Origin of the sequence: Kitasatospora sp. NPDC097691, from assembly GCF_040302665.1 — a bacterium.
Classification (GTDB): Bacteria; Actinomycetota; Actinomycetes; order Streptomycetales; family Streptomycetaceae; genus Kitasatospora.
In genome coordinates this window covers 123,255-142,752 of record NZ_JBEORY010000014.1, presented here as the reverse complement: position 1 = coordinate 142,752, position 19,498 = coordinate 123,255, and the positions used below count along the sequence as shown (strand labels likewise).

Below are 19,498 nucleotides of genomic sequence, written 5' to 3'. Positions count from 1 at the left end.
GGACCGCCGCCGCTCGGTAGGGTGGGCGATATGTCCACCCGCCTGATCCTCGCCACCCGCAACCAGCACAAGGTCGCCGAGCTGCGCGCCATCCTCACCGACGCCGGCCTGGACGTCGAACTCGTCGGCGCCGACGCCTACCCCGAGATCCCGGACGTCCCCGAAACCGGCGTCACCTTCGCCGAGAACGCCCTGCTCAAGGCCCACGCCCTGGCCCGCGCCACCGGCCTGCCCGCCGTCGCCGACGACTCCGGCCTCTGCGTGGACGTGCTGAACGGCGCACCCGGCATCTTCTCCGCCCGCTGGGCCGGCAAGCACGGCGACGACCGCGCCAACCTCGACCTGCTGCTCGCCCAGCTCTCCGACATCGCCGAGCCGAACCGCGGCGCCCACTTCTTCTGCGCCGCCGCCCTCGCCCTCCCCGACGGCACCGAGCGCGTCGTCGAGGGCCGCCTCCTCGGCACCCTCCGCACCACCCCGGCCGGCGACGGCGGCTTCGGCTACGACCCGATCCTCCAGCCCCTCGGCGAGACCCGCACCTGCGCAGAGCTCACCGCGGACGAGAAGAACGCCATCAGCCACCGCGGCCAGGCCTTCCGGGGGCTGGTACCGGTGGTGAAGGACTTGCTGGGCTGAGATGTGCGAACGGGCCCGGCCGGGTTTTCCGGTCGGGCCCATCGATTTGAAGGTAATCCTGGTGCGGCCGAAGGGATTCGAACCCTCAAGCCCTCACGGGCCAACGGACCTAAACCGTCTGCGTCGCCACTGCGCCACGGCCGCTTGTCCTGCTGGCCAACATGCTACTGGGCGCATGGAACGGCTGGCACCTTCGTTTCGCTTGTCACCCGGCGGTGCGGCCGCTCGTCTTCCGCCTGCAGTAGTTGGGGGTGACGGCATGGCAGTTCGGGCAGAGCAGCCGGAGGTTCTCCGGGCGGTTGTCCGACCAGTCGCCGTTGATGTGGTCGACCTCCAGGGTCATCGGACTGCCACGCCACTCGGGACCGGTGCCGCAGGCCTCGCACAGCTCGGGACGGCCGAGTTCGGTCAGCGCGCTTCGGATTCGGGCGCCGGGAATCCGCTTGGCCGCCCAGGGACGCTGGATGAGGAGCCGGTCGGCAGGGATCCTGGTGGGTGCATGCTTGCCCCGGCTGTGGGCCTGACCGGTGAAGTGGGAGGTGTCGATGCCGAGTGCCTTGATCCTTCGCCCGATGTGCGCCTGCGTGCCACCGGCCTGGCGCTGGTGGAGGTAGCGCACGACCCCGGCCACGCTGTGGGATGCCGAGACGGCCTCCTGGAGAACCTCCCGGGTGTAGACGCTTCCGGCGGGGCGGAAGTGTGAGGTGTCGACCCCGTACTCGGTGAGCTTGCGTCGGAGGTACTTGCGGCGGTCGCGGTTCGGCTCCCGGCCGAGTGCGGTCAGCATCTCGTCGAGAGAGGCGGCAGCGGGTGCGATGGTCGAGAGCAGTTCGCGGGTGTACTTGACCGGCATGGATGTTCCTCTGGTGGGCTGGTGAAGCCCCTTCCTCGCCCGGTGAACGACTGGCGCGCGGTTCGGTTACGGGTAGGGCGGGTTTCGGCCATCGGCTGACCGGTTGTCGGGCGCCCCGACCTGTGATGTTTGGCTGCTGATTACCAATTGGTACAGACCTATTGACCTAAGTGGTTCAGACCACATAGCTTCTGCGCCAATTGAATCCCCCACGTGCGTGCTCCCCCACAGGCACGCGCCGACACTCTCTCCTGGAGGACCGAGTGTTGATCCGAACCACGACGGAGCGGCGTCCCACCGCCGGCTCGCGTCGGAAGAGCGCGGCGGGCAGGGCGGGTGTGGCGTCGCTGGCCGCGGCGTCCCTGGCCGGGCTGCTGATGGCGACGCTGGGTGCCGCGCCCTCGCAGGCGTCGGCGGCCGTCGACAACGCGGCCTGTCGGCCGGACGGGCTGTACCGGACCCCCGGGGTGGACGTCCCGTACTGCTCCGTCTACGACACCGGCGGGCGCGAGAAGATGGGTGCGGACCACCAGCGCCGCATCATCGGGTACTTCACCGGCTGGCGCACCGGCAAGAACGGCGACCAGCCGTACCTGGTGAGCGACATCCCCTGGGACAAGGTCACCCACCTCAACTACGCCTTCGGGCACGTCGGCGGCGACAACAAGCTGTCCGTCGGCGCGGACGGCCCGACCAACGAGGCCACCGGGATCTCCTTCCCGGGCGTGCCCGGTGCCGAGCTGGACCCGACGTTGCCGTACAAGGGCCACTTCAACCTGCTGACGAAGTTCAAGAAGCAGTACCCGAACGTCAAGACCCTGATCTCGGTGGGCGGTTGGACCGAGACGGGCGGCTACTTCGGGGACGACGGCAAGCGGGTGGGCTCCGGCGGCTTCTACTCGATGACCGTCAACCCGGACGGCAGCGTCAACCAGGCGGGCATCGACACGTTCGCCGCGTCGTCCGTCGACTTCATCCGCACGTACGGCTTCAACGGCGTCGACATCGACTACGAGTACCCGACCTCGATGAAGGACGCCGGCAACCCGCTGGACTGGCAGCTCGCCAACTCCAAGCGCGGCTCGCTCGCCAAGGGCTACGCGGCGCTGATGAAGACGCTGAGGGAGAGCCTGGACAAGGCCGGCGCCGCCGACGGCAGGCACTACCTGCTGTCGGTCGCGGCGCCGTCGTCCGGCTACCTGCTGCGCGGCATGGAGACCTTCCAGGTGGCGCAGTACCTGGACTACGTCAACATCATGTCGTACGACCTGCACGGCGCCTGGAACAAGTACGTCGGTCCGAACGCCTCGTTGTTCGACGACGGCAAGGACGGCGAGCTGGCGGCGGCCAACGTCTACGGCACCGGGCAGTACGGCGGCATCGGCTACCTGAACGCCGACTGGTCGTACCACTACTTCCGCGGGGCGATGCCCGGTGGGCGGATCAACGTCGGCCTGCCGTACTACACCCGCGGTTTCAAGAACGTCCAGGGCGGCACCAACGGCCTCTGGGGCACGGCGTCCGCGACCAGCTGTCCGGTCGGCTCCGGTCTGACCTCCTGCGGTGACGGCGCGGTCGGCATCGACAACATCTGGAACGACAAGGACGACGCGGGCAAGGAGTCCCCGGCCGGGTCGAACCCGATGTGGCACGCCAAGAACCTGGAGAAGGGCATCCTGCCCGACTACCTCGCCAAGTACGGCGTGACGGACACCGCGCTGCAGGGCACCTACGCCCGCAACTACAGCTCCGCGCTGGTGGCGCCGTGGCTGTGGAACGACACCAAGAAGGTGTTCCTCTCCACCGAGGACGAGACGTCGGTGGGCGCCAAGGCGGACTACATCGTCAACCAGGGCGCCGGCGGCGCGATGATCTGGGAGCTCGCGGGCGACTACAGGTGGGACGCCGCGGCGAACGGCGGCAAGGGCGAGTACGTGCCCGGTTCGACGCTGACCTCGCTGATGTACGACAAGTTCAAGTCGGCGGCCCCGTACGGTGCGAGCCGTTCGACGGTCGCGCTGCCGCAGCAGACCCTGCCGATCGACGTGTCGTTCACCAACTTCGCGCTGGGCGACTCGAACTACCCGATCAACCCGAAGCTGCACATCCTCAACAACTCGACGCTGACCCTGCCGGGCGGCACCGAGTTCCAGTTCGACTACGGCAACTCGGCGCCGGGCAACGCCAAGGACCAGTCCGGCTTCGGGCTGCAGGTGATCAGGCAGGACAACCCGGGCCCGGGCAACGTGGGCGGGCTGAAGGGCACGTACAACCGGGTGTCGGTCAAGCTGCCGGGCTGGCAGTCGCTGGCGCCGGGTGCGTCGGTCGACATGGACTTCGTCTACTACCTGCCGGTGTCCACGCCGTCGAACTGGACGGTCAACGTGGGCGGCACGCTGTACGGGATCAAGGGCGACCTGACCAGGGGCGCGACGGACGGCGGTACGACCCCGCCGACCACGCCTCCCACGACCCCGCCCACCACGCCCCCCACGACTCCGCCGACGACGCCTCCCACCACGCCGCCGACCACGCCGGCCGGTTGCGCGGGTGCGCCGGGCTGGGACGCGGGCACCACGTACGCGACGCCCACCAAGGTGTCGTGGAAGGGCCACTACTACCAGAACAAGTGGTGGACCAAGGGCGACGACCCCGCGGCGAGCGGTGCGTGGGGAGTCTGGAGCGACCTCGGGACCTGCTGAGCCGACAGCGGTCCGCAGAGGTGAGGGACGGTGGTGGCGGCGCACCCGGTCGGGGGGTGTGCCGCCACCGCTGCGTTCCCGGTCGGCCGGTTCAGGCCTCGATCTTGAGGTCGCGCAGCAGCTTGGCGACGTGGCCGGTGGCCTTGACGTTGTAGAGCGCGCGCTCGACCTTGCCCTGCTCGTCGACGATGACCGTGGAGCGGATCACGCCCTGGTAGGTACGGCCGTAGTTCTGCTTCTCGCCGTAGGCGCCGTACGCCTCCAGGACCTTGTTGTCCGGGTCGGAGAGCAGGGTGACCTTGAGGTTCTCGGTCTCGCGGAACGTGCCGAGCTTCTCCGGCTGGTCCGGCGAGATGCCGATGACGTCGTAGCCGGCGCCCGCGAAGACCTCCAGGTTGTCGGTGAAGTCGCAGGCCTGCTTGGTGCATCCCGGCGTGAGCGCCTTGGGGTAGAAGTAGACGATGACCTTGCGGCCCGCGTGGTCGGCGAGGGAGACCCGGTTGCCGTCGGCGTCGGACAGGCTGAAGGCGGGTGCGGTGTCGCCGGGCTGGAGACGCTCAGTCATGGGTGGACTCTCCTGGTGCGTGCTGCTGGGACGGGCGGTCGTACCACGGCAAACTTACCCCCGATGGTGGGTGGGGCCGCGCGACCGTGCGCGGCAGCTGACACACTGGGTCAGTCGCACAGAGCGCAACCGATCGCACAGATCAACATCGGCAAGTGAATGGGGTGGCCCGAGTGGGCGAGGCGAGCACGCAGGACAAGTCGGCGCGGACGACCGCCCAGATCGAGGCGGACATCGCGAGCGCCCGCGACCGGCTGGCGTCGACCCTGGACGAGCTGGCCGTGCGCGTTCACCCGAGCACGCTCTCCGCGCAGGTCAAGGCCAAGGCGGCGGCCGCCGTCGAGGAGCGGGCCGGCCGGGCGTACGTGGCCGCCAGCGGCATGGTGGACAAGGTCAAGGCGCAGTTCGTGGACGAGAAGGGGCAGCCGCGCCGGGAGCGGATCGTCCCGGCGGCGCTGGTCGGGGTGGGCCTGGTGCTGCTGGTCGCCTCGTCGCGCAAGCGCCGCAAGGACTGAGGCGGAACGCGGAACGCGGAACGCGGGTGGAGGCCGGGCGCGATTGCGCGCCCGGCCTTCCGCATGCCGGGCCAGCGTCACGCTCCGCGCCCGGGGGCGGTACCGTCGGGATCGTGAGCACGAACGACGAGACCCACTCCGACCACCGGCACGACGAGGCCCGGCACGACCGGCTGGGCGAGAAGCTGCCGATCCGGATGCTGCACGACCGCGTGCTGGTGCGCATCGAGGGCGCCGAGGGCGAGCGCCGCTCGACGGGCGGCATCCTGATCCCGGCGACCGCGGAGCTGTCCAAGCGCTGCACCTGGGCCGAGGCGGTCGCGGTGGGCCAGAGCGTGCGCTCGGTGGAGCCGGGCGACCGCGTCCTGTACGACCCGGAGGACAAGCTGGAGGTCGAGGTCCGCGGCGCCACCTACGTGCTGCTGCGCGAGCGTGACCTGCACGCGGTGGCGGCGACGCGGTTCGGTGACACGGAGGGGTCGACCGGGCTGTACCTGTAGCAGCGGGGCCGGGTCCGGAGGGTGCGTTCGCGGACGCTTGACCGTTCGCTCCGAGTGGCCGCTCCGGGCGACCGTCCGGTCCGCCGTCCGGTCGCGGCGCCCCGTCGGCCGGGCGGCACTCAGACCAGCAGGGTGCCGCCGTCCACGGTGACGACGGTGCCGGTGGCGAAGCGCTGTTCCATCAGGTACCCGTACGCCTCGGCGGCGTCCTCGGGTCCGGGAAGGCCCGGGGAGCTTCGGGGAAGGTGTTTCGATCCTGCGTGGCGCGGGTCGGTGTCGTCCAAGACCTGTTGTGTTCGCCGTCATACCTTCGGGGTATCAGCGGAGGCGGGGGTCGGGGGCGGGCGATGGACATCGCTGCCGGGGGTGTCGGACCGGATGTGTCGGTGGGGGGCGTTAGGGTCCCGCCATGACGAGGCGTGTGCCGGTGATGGGGGACGGGGAGCGTCGGGCCCGGTTGGGCCGGCGGCAGTTGTTGGCGTCCTCGGTGCGGGCGGCGCGGGTGGAGGACGTGGCCGACGCGGTGGTCGGGTTGCACGCGACGGACGCGGCCACGGTGTACCTGTCGGCGTGCGCGCGGCTGGTCGAGCCCTCGGCGGCGGAGGTGGACCGGGCGCTGTACGAGGACGTCTCGCTGGTGAAGCTGCTGTCGATGCGGCGGACGATCTTCGCGGTGACGGAGGGCTTTGCCCCGTACGTGAGTTCGGCGGCGGCGCGGGCGATCGCGGCGAAGGAGCGGGCGACGCTGCTCAAGCACCTGCGGGACCACGCCGAGGGCTGGGACGAGGCGCGGCTGGCCGCGACGGAGCGGGATGTGCTGGCCGCGCTGGCGGTGCGCGGTGAGGCGACGACGAAGGAACTCGGCGACGACGTACCGCAGTTGCGCGAGACGATGCTGATGTCAGCGGGCAAGGCGTACGAGGCGAAGCAGAGCGTGGGCAGTCGGCTGCTGCGGTTGCTGGCGTCGGACGGGCACGTGCGGCGCTGCCGTCCGCGCGGTTCGTGGTTGAGCAGCAGTTACCCGTGGGCGCTGGTGCCGCAGTGGCCGGACGTGGCGGTGCGGGAGGCGAAGGCGGAGGTGGTGCGCCGCTGGCTGGCGGCGTACGGTCCGGCGACGGTCGAGGACGTGAAGTGGTGGACGGGCTGGACGCTGGGGGACGTTCGCAAGGCGCTGGCGGACGTCGGTGCGCAGGACGTGGAGCTGGCGGGCGGTGTGGCCGGGCTGGTGCTGCCGGGCGATGACGTCCCGGTGGTGGAGCCGGAGCCGTGGGCGGCGCTGCTGCCCGCGCTGGATCCGGCGGTGATGGGCTGGCGCGGGCGGGACTGGTACCTGCGGCCGGAGGGTGTGCCGGCGCTGTTCGACCGGGCGGGCAACGCCGGGCCGGCGGTGTGGTGGTGCGGCGAGGTGGTGGGTGGCTGGGCGCAGCGGGCGGACGGCGAGGTGGTGTGGCGGCTGTTCCGGGATGTCGGGGCCCAGGCCGGGAGGGCGGTCGCGGTGGAGGCGGAGCGGTTGGCGGGGTGGTTGGGGGAGGTGCGGGTGACGCCGCGGTTCCGGACGCCGTGGGAGAAGGAGCTGGTGGCGAAGCGGTAGCCCGCGGGCGCCTACGGGGTGGGGGTTGCCGCGGGGTGGGTGGCGGGGCCGCCGGTGGCGGTGGGCGGGTCGGTGGGTCGGGGCGGGTGGGTCTGGGTGGGCTTGGCGGTGGGGCTGGGCTGTTCGTGGCTGGGTGTGGGCTGGGGGGCCTGCGGGGTGGGGGTGGTCCGGCCGGGGGCGGGTTCGCCGGTGGTGGCGGGTGCGCTGGGTGCGTGGGTGGGGGCCGTGCCGGGTGTGTGGGTGGTGCCGGTGGGTCTGCCGCCGGTGGTGGGGGTGGTGCCGGTCTCGGGGGAGGGTGTGCCGGTGGCGGTGGGCCAGGTGTCGGTGCCGGGGGTGTCGTGTCCGGTCTGCAGGTCGAACTGCTGGGTGGGGGTGCCGTCGAGGGCGGCGGTCATGTAGGCGGTCCAGATCTTGGTGGGGATGGTGCCGCCGTTGATCCTGGTGAGTCCGGCGGTGCCGGCCAGTGGTTCCTTGGCGTGGGTCTTCGGGTTCTCGCGGAACAGGCCGACGGTGGTGGTGAGTTCGGGGGTGTAGCCGGCGAACCAGGCGGAGAGGTTGGAGTCGGTGGTGCCGGTCTTGCCGGCGGCGGGGCGGCCTAGGTCGAGGGCGGCGGCGCCGGTGCCGCGGGGGCTGACGACGTCGCGCAGGACGTCGGTGACGGAGTCGGCGATGGTGCGGCCGATGGCGTCGGTGGGGTTGTGGTCGGGCATCTTGGGGACGTCGATGGCGCCGCCGGGGGTGGCGCGTTCGAGTTTGAGGACGGACCACGGGGTGTGTGCCTGGCCGTGGTCGGCGAGGGTGGCGTAGGCGCCGGCCAGGTCGAGGGCGCTGGGGGTGGCGGTGCCGAGGGTCATTGAGGTGTTGGCCGGGTCCATGCCGCGGACGTTGTCGGGGATGCCGAGTTTGACGGCGGTCTCCCGGACGCGGGCGAGTCCGGCGTCGACGCCCTCCTGCGCGTACACGGAGTTGACGGACTTCACCATGGCGTAGCGCAGGGTGATGCTGCCGTAGTCGACGTCGTCCTCGTTGGGCGGTGCGTACGGGGTGGGGCCGCCGGTGACGGGGCGTTCGCTGGCGCCGTCGTAGTGGGTCTCGGTGGTGATCGGGCGGCCGTCGAGGGTGTGTTGGGCGAGCAGGCCGGCGGCGAGGTCGATCGGTTTGAAGGTGGAGCCGATCTGGTTGTCCTGGCGCAGGGCGTCGTTGTAGGGCTGTTTGGCGTAGTCGGGGCCGCCGTAGACGGCGACGACGCGGCCGGTGGCGGGTTCGACGGAGGCGCCGGAGACCCGGACGTCGGTGTCGGTGGTGGGGCGGGACTTGGGGTCGAGGTCGCCGGTGAGTTCGTCCTGGACGGCCTTGACGAAGGCGTCCTGCCGGGGCTTGTCGAAGGTGGTGGTGATGCGCCAGCCGCCGGCCTTGAGGGTGGCGGCGTCGATGGTGCCGGAGGAGATCAGGTAGTCGTCGGCGACGCCGACCAGGTAGCCGGCCTGGCCGGAGAGGCCGGTGGCGGGCTGGGGGTCGATCGGGTCGGGGAAGGTGGCGGCGGCGCGGTCGGCGGTGGTGAGGAAGCCGAGTTGGACCATGCCGTCGAGGGTGTAGTTCCAGCGGGCGACGGCCTTCTCGCGGTTGGCGGGGGTGGCGGTCTTGACGTCGTAGAGGCTGGGGGCCTGGAGGAGGGAGGCGAGGTAGGCGCTCTGGGTGAGGGTGAGCTCGGAGACGTCGACGCCGTAGTAGGCGTGGGCGGCGCTCTGGATGCCGTAGGCGCCGCGGCCGAAGTAGCTGCTGTTGAGGTATCCGGCGAGGATGTCCTTCTTGTCGCGCTGCTGGTCGACCTTGAGGGCGATGAGGAGTTCGCGGCCCTTGCGCTCGATGGTCTGGCTCTGGGTCAGGTAGTAGTTCTTGACGTACTGCTGGGTGATGGTGGAGCCGCCCTGCATGCCTTTGCCGGTCAGGGTGTTCCAGCCGGCCCGGACCATGCCCTTCAGGTCGATGCCGCGGTTCTGGTAGAAGGTGCGGTCCTCGGCGGAGACGACGGCCTGCTGGGTCTGCAGCGGGATCTGGTCGATGGTGGCGTCGGTGCGGTTGACGGCGCCGGTGTGGGCGATCTCGGTGGTGCCGTCGGCGTAGAGGTAGATGTTGTTCTGGGCGACGGCGTGGGCGTTGGGGTCGGGGACCGGGACGATGACGTAGAGCACGGCGAAGCCGCCGACGGCGAGCAGGAACAGCGCGGTGAGCGTGCCGAGGGTGATCCGCCAGGTGGGCAGGAGTCGGCGCCAGAGCGGGAGGGCGCGGCGGGCCTCGCGGCGGGCGGCCCGCTTGGCCTGGCGTCGGGTGCTCAAGGTCATGCCGTGATTATGTGCTATTTGACGTCCGATCAGCGGCGTGCAGAGGGCTGACGTGCGCTGTTGTGTGCTTCGGCTGCTGCTTCTCGCGCCGGGGTGCGGGTGTCGCTGCGACTGGCGGAAAACCGGGTGCGGGGCGTGGGTGCCGGAGGTACGGTGAAAGATGCGAACTTCATAGCGCACCCACTTCGGCAGCTCCGCCCGCCAGGCCCGGCACCCCCGGGTTCGGCCGGTCGGAGCCGTTGGGGTGTGTGCGGACGCGTGCGGGCATCGCTCTGCCCGTATTTGTCGACAAGGAGACAATATGCTGAACACTGCCCCCGCCGAGGCGCGGCCCCCCGATCCCGGGGCGGCCCTCACCGCCTCCCTCGGGCTGTACGCGGCCGTCGCCCGCGGCGCCTTCCGCCGCTACTCCACCTACCGGGCCGCCACCCTGGCCGGCACCTTCACCAACACCGTCTTCGGCATCATCCTCGCCTCCTCCTTCCTCGCCCTCTGGCAGGCCCGCCCCCACCTCGGCGGCTACGACCAGAGCCAGGCCGTCACCTACATCTGGGTCAGCCAGGGCCTGCTGGTCACCGTCGCCGTGTGGGGCGGCGGCTTCCAGGACGACCTCCAGGACCGCTTCCGCAGCGGGGACATCGCCGTCGACCTCTACCGCCCCGTCGACTTCCAGGGCTGGTGGCTGGCCGGCGACCTCGGCCGGGCCGCCTTCCAACTGCTGGTCCGCGGCACCGTGCCGCTGCTGGTGGGCGCCCTGGTGTTCCGCACCCGGATGCCCGAGCACCCGCTGACCTGGGTGTTCTTCCTGCTCTCGGTGCTGCTCGCGGTGGTGGTCAGCTTCGGGCTGCGCTTCCTGGTCTCGATCACCGGCTTCTGGCTGCACGACTCGGAGGGTGTGCGTGCGGTGATGCTGGTGGTCTCGATGTTCTTCTCCGGGATGCTGCTGCCGATCGCGCTGTTCCCCGGCCTGCTCGGCGCCCTCGGCGAGGTGCTGCCCTGGGCGGCGCTGGTCAAGGTGCCGACGGACGTCTTCCTGGAGCGCGCGAGCGGCGGCGGACTGCTCGGCGCGTTCGGCTTCCAACTCGCCTGGGCGGCCGCGCTGCTCGCGGCCGGGCGGGGCGCCCAGTGGCTGGCGACCCGCCGGGTGGTGGTGCAGGGTGGCTGAGCACCTCGTGGCCGGGCCCCGCGCGGACGGGCCCCACGCGGACGGGCCGCGGCCCGTGCGGGAGCGCCTCGTCCCCCGTACCGCCTGGGCGGTCCGCTCCTGGTGGCTGTGCGCCCGGATGTGGATGCGCTCGATGATGGCCTACCGGGCCTCCTTCGCCCTGAACCTGCTGGCGAGCCTGGTCACCCACTCCCTCGACTTCGTCGTGCTGGTGATCATGTTCCGGCACACCGACCGGCTCGGCGGCTGGACCCTGCCGGAGATCGCCTTCCTCTACGCCACCGCGACCTTCTCCCTCGGCGTCGCCAACCTGCTGGTCGGCTCGGCCGACGGCCTCGGCGTACGGATCGTCAACGGCACGCTGGACACCATGCTGATCCGCCCCGCGCCCGCGCTCTCCCAGCTGTGCGCCGAACGCTTCTCGCTGCGCCGGCTCGGCCGGCCGCTGCAGGCCGCGGCGGTGCTCGTCTGGTCGCTGGCCGCCCTGGACGTGCACTGGACCTGGGACCGGGTGCTGCTGGTGCCCGTCCTGCTGGTCTGCGGCAGCGTCATCTTCGGCGCGATCTACATCGGCGGTGCCACCGTCCAGTTCTGGTGGGGCGAGTCCAAGGAGATCCAGAACTCCTTCACCTACGGCGGGGCGACCCTGCTCCACTACCCGCCGACCATCTTCGCCAAGGAACTGGTCGCCGGGGTGGTCTTCGGCGTCCCGCTGGCCTTCGTCAACTGGCTGCCGGCCCTGCGCATCCTCGGCCGGCCCGATCCGCTCGGCCTGCCCACCGCCTTCCAGTACGCCTCCCCGGTCGCCGCCGCCGTCTGCGTCGCCGCCGCCGGGCTCGCCTGGCGCGCCGGGCTGCGCGCCTACCGCGGCACCGGCAGCTGAACCCCCGTCGCCTTTCGAGGAGCTTCCATGGCACTGATCGAACTCCAGGACGTCCGGCGCAGCTTCACCGTACGGGCCCGCGCCGGCCGGTTCAGCCGCACCAAGCGCGAGGTGCGCGCGGTGGACGGGCTCAGCTTCACCGTCGACGCCGGCGAGTGCGTCGGCTACATCGGGCCCAACGGCGCCGGCAAGTCCACCACCATCAAGATGCTCACCGGCATCCTCGTCCCCAGCTCCGGGCGGCTGCGCGTCGCCGGGGTCGACCCGGCCCGCGAACGCGTAGCGCTGGCCCGCCGGATCGGCGTCGTCTTCGGCCAGCGCACCACCCTCTGGTGGGACCTCCCGCTGCACGACTCCTTCGAACTCGCCCGCCGGATCTACCGCATCCCCGACCGGCGGTACCGCGAGAACCTCGACCGCTGCGTCGAACTGCTCGACCTGGCGGGCCTGCTGGACACCCCCGTGCGCCAGCTCTCGCTCGGCCAGCGGATGCGCGGCGACCTCGCCGCCGCGCTGCTGCACGACCCGCAGGTGCTCTACCTCGACGAGCCGACCATCGGCCTGGACGTGGTCAGCAAGGGCAAGGTGCGCGAGTTCCTGCGCGAGGTGAACCGCGACCGGGGCACCACCGTGCTGCTCACCACCCACGACCTGACCGACATCGAGCAGCTCTGCGACCGGGTCATGGTGATCGACCACGGCCGGGTGGTGTACGACGGCGGGCTGGAGGGCCTGCACACCACCGGGCGCAGCGAGCGGACGCTGGTGGTGGACCTCGCCGAGTCCCGGGCCCCGATCGAGGTGGCCGGGGCGCGGGTGGTCAAGGTCGAGGGGCCCCGCCAGTGGCTCGCCTTTCCGGCGCAGCAGAGCGCCGCGCCGATCGTGGCGGCGGTCGCGGAGCGGTACCCGCTGGTAGACCTGTCGGTGCGTGAGCCGGCCATCGAGGACGTGATCGCCCGGATGTACGCGGAGGTCGCGATCGGCTGAGCCGCGGCCCGCCCGCGCCTCCCGGCCGTCGTGCACCCGCTCGGCGGCCGGGAGCGGACCCGGGAGCGGACCTGGGGCGGACCCGGGGCGGACCCGGGGCGCGTGATCGCGGGGGACGCCCCCGTACGCGCCGGGCACGGGGCAGACTGGCGGGGTGAGTGACGATGCCTTCAGCGGGACCGGCCCCGGGGTCCGGTTCACCGCGGCCGACGAGCAGAAGAGACGCGGCGTCCGCCGGATGAAGACCATCGCGACCGGCCTGCTGGCCTTCGCGACCCTGGTCTTCGCCCTCGCCACCTGGGCCCAGGCGGCCGGTGCGGGCGCCTGGGCCGGGTACGTGGCGGCCGCCGCCGAGGCGGGCATGGTGGGCGCGCTGGCCGACTGGTTCGCGGTGACCGCGCTGTTCCGCCGCCCCTTCGGCCTGCCGATCCCGCACACCGCGATCATCCCGACCAAGAAGGACGCCTTCGGCCGCTCGCTGGGCGACTTCGTCGGCGAGAACTTCCTCTCCGGCCACGTTGTGCGCGGGCGCCTCGCGGCGCTCGGCATCGGCCGTCGGCTGGGGGAGTGGCTGGCCGCGCCCGGCAGTGCCGAGCGGGTCACCAAGGAGGCCTCGGCGGCGCTGCGCGGCCTGCTCGCGGTGCTCCGCGACGACGACGTGCGGGCGGTCGTCGCCGAGGCGGTCACCCGGCGGGCCGCCGCCACCTCGGTGGCCGAGCCGATGGGCCGGATGCTCGGCAAGGTGGTCGCCGACGGCGGGCACCGCGGCGTGGTGGACCTGGTCGCGGTCCGGGCGCACGGCTGGCTGACCGCCAACCACGAGGACGTGGTGGACAAGGTCACCCAGAAGACCCCGGGCTGGACGCCCAGGTTCATCGACCACCAGGTCGGCGAGCGGGTCTACAAGGAGTTGCTGCGCTTCGTCACCGACATCCGGGACGACCCGAACCACCCGGCCCGCGGCGCGATCGACAACTTCCTCGCCGACTTCGCGACCGAGCTGCAGACCGACCCGGAGACCATCGCCCGGGTCGAACGGGCGAAGGGCGAGCTGCTGGCCCGCCCCGAGGTGCAGGACCTGATCAACTCCACCTGGGCGGCCGTGCGCGGCCTGGTGATGGGCGCGGCCGAGGACGAGGACAGCGAACTGCGCCGGCGCATCCGCGAGGGCGTGCGCCGCTTCGGCGAGCGCCTGGCCACCGACCCCAAGCTGCAGGGCAAGGTGGACGGCTGGCTGCAGGACGCCGCTCAGTACCTGGTCGACACCTACCGGGCCGAGATCACCTCGCTGATCTCCGAGACGGTGGCGGGCTGGGACGCCGACGAGGCCTCCCGCAAGATCGAGGCCAACGTCGGCCGTGACCTGCAGTTCATCCGGATCAACGGCACCGTGGTCGGCGCCCTGGCCGGGCTGCTGATCCACACCGTGTCGGTCGCGCTCGGGGGGTGAGCCGGGTCTCGGCCTATGCTTGCCAGCACAGTCGGAACGCGCGTAGAAGCGCGGAGAAGGAAGAAGGGCACCGCCGTGGTCCAGCCGGACGGAAGTCGGATCGGAAACCCCACCGGGAACACCGGTAGCACCGGGAACACCGGTGGCGCCGGGAGCAGCAGCGGCATCGAGGCGTTCATCGCCGGGATGCCCAAGGCTGAACTGCACGTCCACCACGTCGGCTCGGCCTCGCCGCGCGTCGTCGCCGAACTGGCCGCCCGGCACGCCGGGCAGTCCAAGGTGCCGACCGACCCGGCGGCGCTCGCCGAGTACTTCACCTTCACCGACTTCGCGCACTTCATCGACGTGTACCTGAGCGTGGTGGACCTGGTCCGCGACGCCGAGGACGTCCGGGCGCTCACCTACGGCGTGGCCGAGGACATGGCGCGCCAGAACATCCGGTACGCCGAGCTGACCATCACCCCGTACTCCTCGGTCAAGCGCGGCATCCCCGACGTCGCCTTCATGGAGGCGATCGAGGACGCCCGGGTGCGCGCCGAGAAGGAGCTCGGCGTCGTGCTCCGCTGGTGCTTCGACATCCCGGGCGAGGCCGGTCTGGAGGCGGCCGAGGTGACCGCCCGGCTGGCCACCGAGCTGGCTCCCGAGGGCCTGGTCAGCTTCGGCCTGGGCGGCCCGGAGATCGGCGTGCCGCGCCCCCAGTTCAAGCCGTACTTCGACCGGGCGCGGGCGGCCGGCCTGCGCAGCGTCCCGCACGCGGGCGAGACCACCGGGCCGGAGACGGTCTGGGACGCCATCCGGGAGCTCGGTGCCGAGCGCATCGGGCACGGCACCCAGGCGGTCAAGGACCCGGCGCTGCTCGACCACCTGGGCGAGCACCGGATCCCGCTGGAGGTCTGCCCGACCTCCAACATCGCCACCCGGGCCGTGGAGCGGATCGAGGACCACCCGATCAAGCGGATGGTGGACTCGGGCCTGCTGGTGACGGTCAACAGCGACGATCCGCCGATGTTCGGCACCGACCTCAACACCGAGTACGCGGTGGCGGCGCGGCTGCTGGGGCTGGACGAGGCCGGCGTGGCGGGGCTGGCGCGCAACGCGGTCGAGGCCTCCTTCCTGGACCCGGCCGGCAAGGCCCGGCTGGTCGGCGAGATCGACGCCCACCTGGCGGGATGGCGGCGCTGACCCTTCCCCCGGGCTGACGCCCCTGTCGTGAACCGCCCCGTCGACCTCGGTCGGCGGGGCGGTTCACGTTCGGCGCCACACCCTCCGGCGAGTGGTGCCAATGTGGTGCCACAATTTCCTCGACATGGCGCCATGCCTGTGCCATGCTTGAGCCATGGACCTCACGCCGTACGTCGAAAACCTCCGGAACGAGCTCGCGGTGGCCGCTGCCGCCGGCGGGGACGAAGCCCGCGCGCTGGCCGACCGGCTGACGCTCCCGCTGGAGTCGGCCGTACGGCTCACCCTGCTCAATGCGCTCTCGGCCGCCATGGGCGAGGTCACCCGTGACCTCGCGCCGGGCTCGGTGGACGTCCGCCTGCGCGGGCTCGATCCGGAGTTCGTGGTGACCGCTCCGCCCGGATCCGACAGCTTCCACGGTGGCGTGCCGTCGGTGCCGCCCGTGGTGCCACCGGTGGCACCGGCGGTGCCGGAGTCGGACGAGAGCGGCACCGCCCGGATCAACCTGCGCCTGCCCGCCAACCTCAAGGCCCGGGCGGAGGAGGCCGCCGGACAGGACGGCGTCTCCCTCAACGCCTGGCTGGTCCGGGCCGTCGCCGGTGCACTGGAGGGCGGCCGCCCGCCCGCCCACCCGGTCGCCGACCTCGGCGCCCGGGCCCCGCGCGGCGTCGGCGGCCAGGGCTTCACCGGCTGGGTCCACTGACGCTTCCGCACCACCCGCACCCCTGCACCTTCAACGTCACCCCCGCTCCGACCAGCGGGAACACCTACACGAGCCAAGAGGACGGGACAGCCATGCCTACGTACGAGACCGACGGACCGATCTCCGCCACTCTGGAGTTCGAGATCGGCTCGGTGTGGATCCGCGCGAGCAAGCGCACCGACACCGCGGTCGAGATCCGCCCCGCCAACGCGGCCAGGGACGCCGACATCAAGGCCGCCGGGCTGACCCAGGTCGACTTCTCCGGCGGTCGGCTCACCATCAAGGGCCCCAAGCAGCGCACCGTGTTCTCCAACAAGAAGGGCTCGATCGAGGTCGTCGTCGAGCTGCCGGCCGGCTCCGAGGTGCACGCCGAGTCCCCGATGGCGGACTTCGTCACCGAGGGCCCGCTCGGCGACTGCCGGGTCAAGGCCTCCATGGGCCGGATCCAGGTCGACCGGGCCGAGAACGTGCGGCTCAAGACCGACCACGGGGACATCCGGCTCGGCGCGGCCACCGGCGACGCCGAGGTGTTCGGGGCCGGCCGGATCGAGGTCGGCACCGTCGAGGGCCGACTCACGGTCAAGAACAGCAACGGCGACACCGAGATCGACGAGGTGCACGGCGAGCTGACGGCCAACGCCTCCAACGGGCGGATCCACGTCGGCGGCGCCGAGGCGGGAGTGGACGCCAAGACGGCGAACGGCCACATCCGGATCGGCCGGGTAGTCCGGGGCAAGGTCAGCGTGCAGTCCGGTGTCGGGGACGTGGAGGTCGGCATCGCCGAGGGCACGGCGGCCTGGCTCGACGTGCACAGCAAGTTCGGTGCCGTCCGCAACACCCTCGGCGCGGCCGAGGGCCCGGGCGAGGCCCGGGAGACCGTCGAGGTCCGCGGCCAGACCCAGGTCGGCAGCATCACCATCCGGAGGGCCTGATGGCGGCGATCTCCGCAGCCGGGCTGACCAAGTCCTACGAGGACAAGGCGGTCCTGAAGGGCATCGATCTGGACATCTCGGCGGGCAGCGTGTTCGCCCTGCTCGGGCCGAACGGCGCCGGCAAGACCACGACGGTGCAGATCCTCTCCACCCTGATCCCCGCCGACGGAGGCTCGGCCCGGGTGGCCGGGCACGACGTGGCCCGGCAGGCCGACGGGGTGCGGAAGGCGATCGGGGTGACCGGCCAGTTCTCGGCCGTGGACAACCTGCTCACCGCCGAGGAGAACCTGATGCTGATGGCCGACCTCAACCACCTCCGCCGTCGGGAGGGGCGGAGGCGGGCCGAGGATCTGCTGCGGCGGTTCGACCTCACCGAGGCGGCGCGCAAGCCCGTCGTCACCTTCTCCGGCGGCATGCGACGCAAGCTCGACCTGGCGATGACCCTGGTCGGCGACCCGGAGGTGATCTTCCTCGACGAGCCGACCACCGGACTGGACCCGCGCAGCCGGCGCACGATGTGGGAGATCATCCGCGGGCTGGTCGCCGACCAGGGGGTGACGATCTTCCTCACCACCCAGTACCTGGACGAGGCCGACCAACTCGCCGACCGGATAGCGGTCCTGGACGGCGGACGGATCGTCGCAGAGGGCACCGCCGAGGAGCTCAAGCGGATCGTCCCCGGCGGGCGCATCCGCCTCCAGTTCGCCGACGCCCGCCAACTGTCCTCTGCCGCCGCGCTGTTCGACTACGCCGCCGCCGACACCGAGGCACTACGGCTGGACATCCCGGGGGACAACTCCGTCCTCACGGTGAAGGCCGTACTGGACACGCTCGACAACGCCTCCGTGCGGGCCGAGTCGCTGGTCGTGGAGACGGCCGATCTGGACGACGTGTTCCTCACACTCACCGGGGAGGGTGCGCGATGAGCGCGACCACGAGCTACGCGGTCAGCGACTCGCTGACCATGCTGCGGCGCAACCTGAAGCGCGCGCAGCGGTACCCGGCGATGACCTTCTCGGTCGTGGTGATGCCGGTGATGATGCTGGCGCTCTTCAACTACGCCTTCGGGGGCGCACTGGGAGTGGGGATCGGGGGCGGCAGCTACATCGACTACGTGACGCCGGGGATCGTGCTGATGACGGCGACGGCGGGTTCGGTCGCCACGGCGGTGGGCGTCTGCGTCGACATGACGGAGGGCATCGTCAACCGCTTCCGGACGATGTCGATCTCGCGGTCGGCGTTCCTCGCCGGGCACGTGGTCGGCAGCGTGATCCAGACGGTGATCGCGTTGCTGCTGGTGATCGGCGCGGCCTTCGCGATGGGGTTCCGGTCGAGCGCCGGGCCGCTGGAGTGGCTGGCGGCCGCAGGCCTGCTGATGTTCGTCACGCTGGCGCTGACCTGGATATCGGCGGGCATCGGGCTGGTCTCCAAGACTCCGGAGAGCGCGAGCAACACGCCGCTGCCACTGACCTTCCTGCCCTTCATCGGCAGCGCGATCGTCCCGCCCGACTCCATGCCGACGGTGCTGCGCTGGTTCGCCGAGTACCAGCCCTTCACGCCGATCATCGAGACCCTGCGCGGCCTGCTGACCGGCACCGGGATCGGCACCAGCGGGTGGAGCGCCCTCGCCTGGTGCACCGGACTGACGCTGCTCGGCTACTTCTGGTCGCGGAGCGTCTTCCACCGGCGGTGACGGGGGTGCGGCCGGCGGACGGGCCCGGGCGACGGAACCACCGTCGTCCGGGCCGCCGGGTGGGCCCGTAGTAAAGTCCGGGCAAAAGTTCACCCAGGGGGAGTGCATGGCGGCGGTTTCTCGGCACAGACGGATCGAGTGGTGGTTCAGGGGCGCGGCGCTGGTCGCGTTCCTGGCGTACCTGTTGGGCCACCAAGCCTCCCGCTCGGGTGGGCTGGTGGAGGTCGAGCGCTGGCTGAACCACCCGGTGCTGCTTCTCGGGGCCGCAGCGGTGATGCTCATGGTCTCGATGTTGGTCCAGTTCGAGTTCCGTGAGCGGTGGGCGCAGCTCGGTTGCGCCGCCATCCTGTCCCCGCTGATCATGGTCGCGGTGGCGATCGGAGCCGTCACGTACTTCCTCGGCGGCGACGGCCGGCTGATGCAGCGCAAGTCCGAGCCGGGCAACCCCGAGCACGTCCTGACCATCACCGACCTGGCCTTCTCCATCGACCCGATCTACCGCGTGGAGCTGCTGACCGGCAGCGGTTGGACGGCCCGCCACTGGTACCTGGGCACCTGGGACGACGGCGACGGCTTCGTGCGGGCCGAGTGGTCCGGGCCGAACCGGATCACGGTGCTCACGAGGCACGAGATCAGGGAGTACCCGGTGAAGCGGGACGGCCGGCTGGGCGAGCCGGAGGTCACGCCCCGCTAGGTGCCCCGGCGGAGCCGCCGTGGGGGAGCGAGCTGTGAGTGCGGCGCCACCATACTGGCGGGATGGGACCTGAGCGCTGCCCCGATGTCGGCCGTGGCCTCGGCCGTG

19 protein-coding genes and 1 tRNA gene are annotated in these 19,498 nt (G+C 71.6%); 15 read left to right on the top strand and 5 right to left on the bottom strand.

The window, feature by feature from the left end:
- Positions 1-30 precede the first annotated feature (30 nt).
- On the top strand, positions 31-636 hold the full coding sequence (rdgB, locus tag ABTY56_RS13270) for an RdgB/HAM1 family non-canonical purine NTP pyrophosphatase (protein WP_350628860.1): 606 nt from the start codon (positions 31-33) through the stop codon (positions 634-636).
- Between the two features lie 59 nt (positions 637-695).
- On the opposite strand, the gene ABTY56_RS13265 is transcribed toward rdgB, so the two are convergent.
- A tRNA-Leu gene (locus ABTY56_RS13265) sits at positions 696-780 on the bottom strand.
- 61 nt (positions 781-841) lie between these two features.
- Positions 842-1,489, bottom strand: coding sequence for an HNH endonuclease signature motif containing protein (locus tag ABTY56_RS13260; protein ID WP_350628858.1), 648 nt, complete (start codon positions 1,487-1,489; stop codon positions 842-844).
- Positions 1,490-1,866: 377 nt separating this feature from the next.
- Here ABTY56_RS13260 and ABTY56_RS13255 point away from each other — a divergent pair, with 377 nt between their 5' ends.
- A complete protein-coding gene (locus ABTY56_RS13255) occupies positions 1,867-4,191 on the top strand; it encodes a chitinase C-terminal domain-containing protein (RefSeq protein ID WP_350628890.1) in 2,325 nt (774 codons plus the stop codon).
- Between the two features lie 91 nt (positions 4,192-4,282).
- On the opposite strand, the gene bcp is transcribed toward ABTY56_RS13255, so the two are convergent.
- Positions 4,283-4,756 carry a thioredoxin-dependent thiol peroxidase gene (bcp, locus tag ABTY56_RS13250; protein WP_350628856.1) on the bottom strand — a complete coding sequence of 158 codons (474 nt, stop codon included), beginning with the start codon at positions 4,754-4,756 and terminating at the stop codon, positions 4,283-4,285.
- Positions 4,757-4,929: 173 nt separating this feature from the next.
- Here bcp and ABTY56_RS13245 point away from each other — a divergent pair, with 173 nt between their 5' ends.
- The gene (locus ABTY56_RS13245; protein WP_350628854.1) at positions 4,930-5,271 is read left to right on the top strand and encodes a DUF3618 domain-containing protein; all 342 of its coding nucleotides are present in this window, start codon (positions 4,930-4,932) and stop codon (positions 5,269-5,271) included.
- A 197-nt stretch (positions 5,272-5,468) separates the two neighbouring features.
- Positions 5,469-5,771 (top strand): GroES family chaperonin, encoded by a 303-nt coding sequence (locus tag ABTY56_RS13240; protein WP_097240225.1) that lies wholly within the window; start codon positions 5,469-5,471, stop codon positions 5,769-5,771.
- A gap of 119 nt (positions 5,772-5,890) precedes the next feature.
- Here the strand turns inward: ABTY56_RS13240 and ABTY56_RS13235 are convergent, their stop codons facing one another.
- Positions 5,891-6,055: a hypothetical protein gene (locus ABTY56_RS13235; RefSeq protein WP_350628853.1), complete on the bottom strand. Its 165-nt coding sequence runs from the start codon at positions 6,053-6,055 to the stop codon at positions 5,891-5,893.
- A gap of 125 nt (positions 6,056-6,180) precedes the next feature.
- On the opposite strand from ABTY56_RS13235, the gene ABTY56_RS13230 reads away from it, so the two are divergent.
- On the top strand, positions 6,181-7,362 hold the full coding sequence (locus ABTY56_RS13230; RefSeq protein WP_350628851.1) for a winged helix DNA-binding domain-containing protein: 1,182 nt from the start codon (positions 6,181-6,183) through the stop codon (positions 7,360-7,362).
- 11 nt (positions 7,363-7,373) lie between these two features.
- Here the strand turns inward: ABTY56_RS13230 and ABTY56_RS13225 are convergent, their stop codons facing one another.
- A complete protein-coding gene (locus tag ABTY56_RS13225; protein WP_350628849.1) occupies positions 7,374-9,704 on the bottom strand; it encodes a transglycosylase domain-containing protein in 2,331 nt (776 codons plus the stop codon).
- Between the two features lie 301 nt (positions 9,705-10,005).
- Between ABTY56_RS13225 and ABTY56_RS13220 the strand changes: the two genes are divergently transcribed.
- From ABTY56_RS13220 to ABTY56_RS13175, 10 genes are all read left to right on the top strand, one after another.
- A complete protein-coding gene (locus ABTY56_RS13220; RefSeq protein WP_350628847.1) occupies positions 10,006-10,869 on the top strand; it encodes an ABC transporter permease in 864 nt (287 codons plus the stop codon).
- Positions 10,862-11,752 (top strand): ABC transporter permease, encoded by an 891-nt coding sequence (locus tag ABTY56_RS13215; RefSeq protein WP_350628845.1) that lies wholly within the window; start codon positions 10,862-10,864, stop codon positions 11,750-11,752. Before ABTY56_RS13220 ends, ABTY56_RS13215 begins: the two co-directional genes overlap by 8 nt.
- Before the next feature lie 27 nt (positions 11,753-11,779).
- Positions 11,780-12,739 (top strand): ABC transporter ATP-binding protein, encoded by a 960-nt coding sequence (locus tag ABTY56_RS13210; protein ID WP_350628843.1) that lies wholly within the window; start codon positions 11,780-11,782, stop codon positions 12,737-12,739.
- A 154-nt stretch (positions 12,740-12,893) separates the two neighbouring features.
- Positions 12,894-14,189, top strand: coding sequence for a DUF445 domain-containing protein (locus ABTY56_RS13205; RefSeq protein WP_350628841.1), 1,296 nt, complete (start codon positions 12,894-12,896; stop codon positions 14,187-14,189).
- Between the two features lie 165 nt (positions 14,190-14,354).
- The gene (locus ABTY56_RS13200; protein ID WP_350628889.1) at positions 14,355-15,371 is read left to right on the top strand and encodes an adenosine deaminase; all 1,017 of its coding nucleotides are present in this window, start codon (positions 14,355-14,357) and stop codon (positions 15,369-15,371) included.
- 154 nt (positions 15,372-15,525) lie between these two features.
- Positions 15,526-16,071 carry a YlcI/YnfO family protein gene (locus tag ABTY56_RS13195; protein ID WP_350628839.1) on the top strand — a complete coding sequence of 182 codons (546 nt, stop codon included), beginning with the start codon at positions 15,526-15,528 and terminating at the stop codon, positions 16,069-16,071.
- Positions 16,072-16,163: 92 nt separating this feature from the next.
- Positions 16,164-17,003, top strand: a complete 840-nt coding sequence (locus ABTY56_RS13190) for a DUF4097 family beta strand repeat-containing protein (RefSeq protein ID WP_350628837.1) — start codon at positions 16,164-16,166, stop codon at positions 17,001-17,003.
- Positions 17,003-17,929, top strand: coding sequence for an ATP-binding cassette domain-containing protein (locus ABTY56_RS13185; RefSeq protein ID WP_350628835.1), 927 nt, complete (start codon positions 17,003-17,005; stop codon positions 17,927-17,929). The genes ABTY56_RS13190 and ABTY56_RS13185 overlap by 1 nt, the downstream gene beginning before the upstream one ends.
- Entirely contained in the window at positions 17,926-18,696 is a 771-nt protein-coding gene (locus ABTY56_RS13180) for an ABC transporter permease (RefSeq protein WP_350628833.1), read from the top strand. The genes ABTY56_RS13185 and ABTY56_RS13180 overlap by 4 nt, the downstream gene beginning before the upstream one ends.
- Before the next feature lie 106 nt (positions 18,697-18,802).
- Complete coding sequence (locus tag ABTY56_RS13175) at positions 18,803-19,390, top strand: hypothetical protein (protein WP_350628831.1); 588 nt, start codon at positions 18,803-18,805, stop codon at positions 19,388-19,390.
- Positions 19,391-19,498 lie beyond the last annotated feature (108 nt).